The 3,002-nt window shown below is 35.5% G+C and carries 3 protein-coding genes; all 3 read right to left on the reverse strand.

The window, feature by feature from the left end; all coding sequences use genetic code 11:
• Positions 1–640: 640 nt before the first annotated feature.
• A complete protein-coding gene (locus ACFI4Z_RS18955) occupies positions 641–1,153 on the reverse strand; it encodes a hypothetical protein (RefSeq protein WP_462671884.1) in 513 nt (170 codons plus the stop codon).
• Between the two features lie 741 nt (positions 1,154–1,894).
• Positions 1,895–2,128 (reverse strand): hypothetical protein, encoded by a 234-nt coding sequence (locus ACFI4Z_RS18960; RefSeq protein WP_462671885.1) that lies wholly within the window; start codon positions 2,126–2,128, stop codon positions 1,895–1,897.
• 116 nt (positions 2,129–2,244) lie between these two features.
• On the reverse strand, positions 2,245–2,868 hold the full coding sequence (locus ACFI4Z_RS18965) for a transposase (RefSeq protein WP_462671886.1): 624 nt from the start codon (positions 2,866–2,868) through the stop codon (positions 2,245–2,247).
• Positions 2,869–3,002 lie beyond the last annotated feature (134 nt).

Here is a 3,002-nt window from a genome sequence, read left to right on the forward strand (position 1 = left end):
CTTCGGTTTCTTTTTTGCTTTGAAAATATTAAATTTAACTTGTCTACAAGAGCGTTTTTATTATCTTGAGAATGAACAACACCAAATACAGGTGTGTTTGCTAAATAGATAAATGAAGCCAGAAACACTTGAATTATAACTTTTTGCATTGCCGCTTCTTCCTTGGTTCAGACTCAATTTAATCTGCTGCCTAACGACTGATTAATAGGCAAAAGATTGTTAGCTACAATAGCGAAGTAGGAGCAAAAGCCAATAGTTTTTTGTCCTGCTTTATTTGCTTTTCAGCAGTATCAATCAGTATGCTTAAGCGAACAGCAAAACGTTTAGCCAAATCAGTCGGGCATTTTCTGCTCGTTTTTTTATTAGAAGTTTTTAGTGTGAGTTTCTTAATAAGTCATTAATAAGTCATTAAAAAGTAACCAAGTGAAAGTCATAAGGGGTAATGCGTGCAACGCGATGTAAATACCTACAGTAATCCATATTGACGCGACTAATTCGGTATTAGAAAGTAAATTGAGCATATTTAAGCTTTACTTAACTAATATTTTCTTGCTTGAATAGCCCCTAGGCTTTTATATGAAATTCGTCATAAAATGCCAGTAGGCTAAAGCTACTGGCAATAAACTTAAATTGAATTTAGTTAAATTACTTTAAATGGAAAGCCTTGAGAGAATCCTGATGACTTGCTAGTTTGAAACCAGAAGAAATAGTTACCTTTAGGAATATCCTTTGTTGGTTCAAACTTGAAAAATCCTTCTTTCAGCTTCTTAACTCTAAAGGTTGTTATTTTATCTTTAAAGCCGGAGTCTCCGCCAATACATTTAGCGGATAAGCGCCATTGTGTTGAATGACAATAATGGGTTTCCCAAGATGGTTTCTCCCACTTATCTTTGGCGTCAACGGAAACACCTATTTTTAAATTAAAATCTTCCGCTGCTTTAGTATATTTCACATAAATGACACTGTTTTTTAATTCTTCTTCTGTGATTTCTGAAGCAAAATATTCCTTTTTGAATCCGTATATTTTCTTTGAGCAAGGTGGTCCTACTCGTCCTACTAAACATGCCAATTCTGCATCTTCTTCACGATTTACCAAAGTTATAAATCGATTATTAGATCCTTCAACGTCAATATAAACGCCATCAAAATCCATTTCAGCTAGTGGGTCTCTTTCAAAACATCCAGTCAAAAGCGTAACTAACAGGGGTACTAGGACTAACAATTTTATGTACAATCGGATTTCCTCCTTAGAATAATTATTAAGCAATCGATAATACATTTTTGAAATATTAATTTAAAGCACTATTAATTTTTTAATTATGAAAAATAGTGAATTAGCTCTAAATAGATGAAGCTTTCAAGGCTTCGCTTCTAGTGTTAACGGCGAATTTTTGTATCATAAACTGTTAAATAAGAAAAGTACTGGGCAATAATTATATCTAAACGTAAATTTTTAGTTGTCTAAGACTGAGGGGGGAATGACACAACGTATACTTTTAATACGTCGTTTACCTGATAAAAGGGCGTAAGGATACTTGTGTCACAAGCATACTCTGTTGGCCCAGAATGTGGATGTTCGAATCTTAGCTTTAATACTTTGGCCCTACTAGAGCGGCTTTCGGTACTTTTATTCCTGAATTCCTTATCTATCACAATAGCATTGACGATTTTAAAAAGAAGGAGGGAATGAATTCTATACATCAGCAATAACGCCGATCCTGTTAAAAATAATATTCCGATAATTAAGCAATATAGTTTCATAATTCAATCTTTGTCATCAGTACTTAATAAGTGGTGAAGACATACTGTGCACAATAGTGAAGTCTCGGCTATCCTAATGTGCAAATGGGTTGCCTGAGTGCAGACTATGATTGTGCATTAAAAACAAATCGGGTCAAATCTTGACTTCAGACATCAAACAATTTTGCAGCTTGTCCAATTGTAATTTAACCTTTCTATCTTCAACCATTAATGTATTCAACCTACCGACAGCTTTCGATATCGCCGAATAGTGTTCAACATTAAAAACATCTGCTAAAGCCTGCAAATTTAATCCCGTTAACTCTTGGCACAATTTAATAGCAAACCAACGGGGTAAGTTTTTCTCTTTGCGCCCCTTTTTAACCATTACTATGTCACCTACCTCAACACTGAAATATTTAGCTACGTAAGCAATTACATCATCTGCTGAATGCTTTTTACTAACAAACTTTCTTTCGCTATTTGATGTTGCAATATAGTCCTTTATGTTTCAATAAAGTCCTCACAACCAAGCACCGACAATAATTTTTTAGCACCATAAAAAGCAATTATTTCGTTGTTGTTTTCATACTCCACAAACTGCTTATAAGCTGCATATTGACGCTTTTTGCCTTGCAACGAAAATATAAAGTCTCGAACGAGCCATTTAGGCGTTACACCCCCTCTAATGAAAGCTGGATAGCTAGACCACTTATATTTAACAAGCTCTTCTACCAAAGGGTTACTCGTTTCAATTGGGTTACGGTGAATGTACCGACTAACATGCAATAGATAGTTATCTGCATCCACAAGCACCGCTTTGTAGCGCCCTCTAAACAGCGCACCATCCGTATTATGTGTTCTGTTAAAGTATTGAGTATAAAGGCCATTAATATGTTTCATAGCTCGGCCTAAATTTGCATCAGGGGTTTTAATTAGCAGGTGGTAATGATTGGTCATTAAACAATATGCATGCACTTCAATATTAAAACGAAGGCTTGCTTGCTCAATGCAATACAAAAAATACGTAAAGTCGTCATCGCTCAAAAAGGTATTTTCGCGCCCTCTCCCACGATTCATCACATGATAAAACGCATTCTCATACTCTATTCGCAGCGGCCTAGACATAGCAATTCACTCAATGAGTAGTAAACTATAAATCTAGACCTTTGGTGTCTGAAGTCAAGATTTGACCCCTTCGGTTGGAGACAGGCACTATTAAACGTTTTGATAGTCCTGGTAATTTCTCCTCGTATTGTCGA

It is taken from the genome of Pseudoalteromonas sp. RWi3 (assembly GCF_054960735.1).

Coding starts and splice junctions, on each gene's coding strand:
- ACFI4Z_RS18955 (WP_462671884.1), bottom strand. CDS start 1,153: ATGGATTTTGATGGCGTTTATATTGACGTTGAAGGATCTAATAATCGA.
- ACFI4Z_RS18960 (WP_462671885.1), bottom strand. CDS start 2,128: ATGGTTAAAAAGGGGCGCAAAGAGAAAAACTTACCCCGTTGGTTTGCT.
- ACFI4Z_RS18965 (WP_462671886.1), bottom strand. CDS start 2,868: ATGTCTAGGCCGCTGCGAATAGAGTATGAGAATGCGTTTTATCATGTG.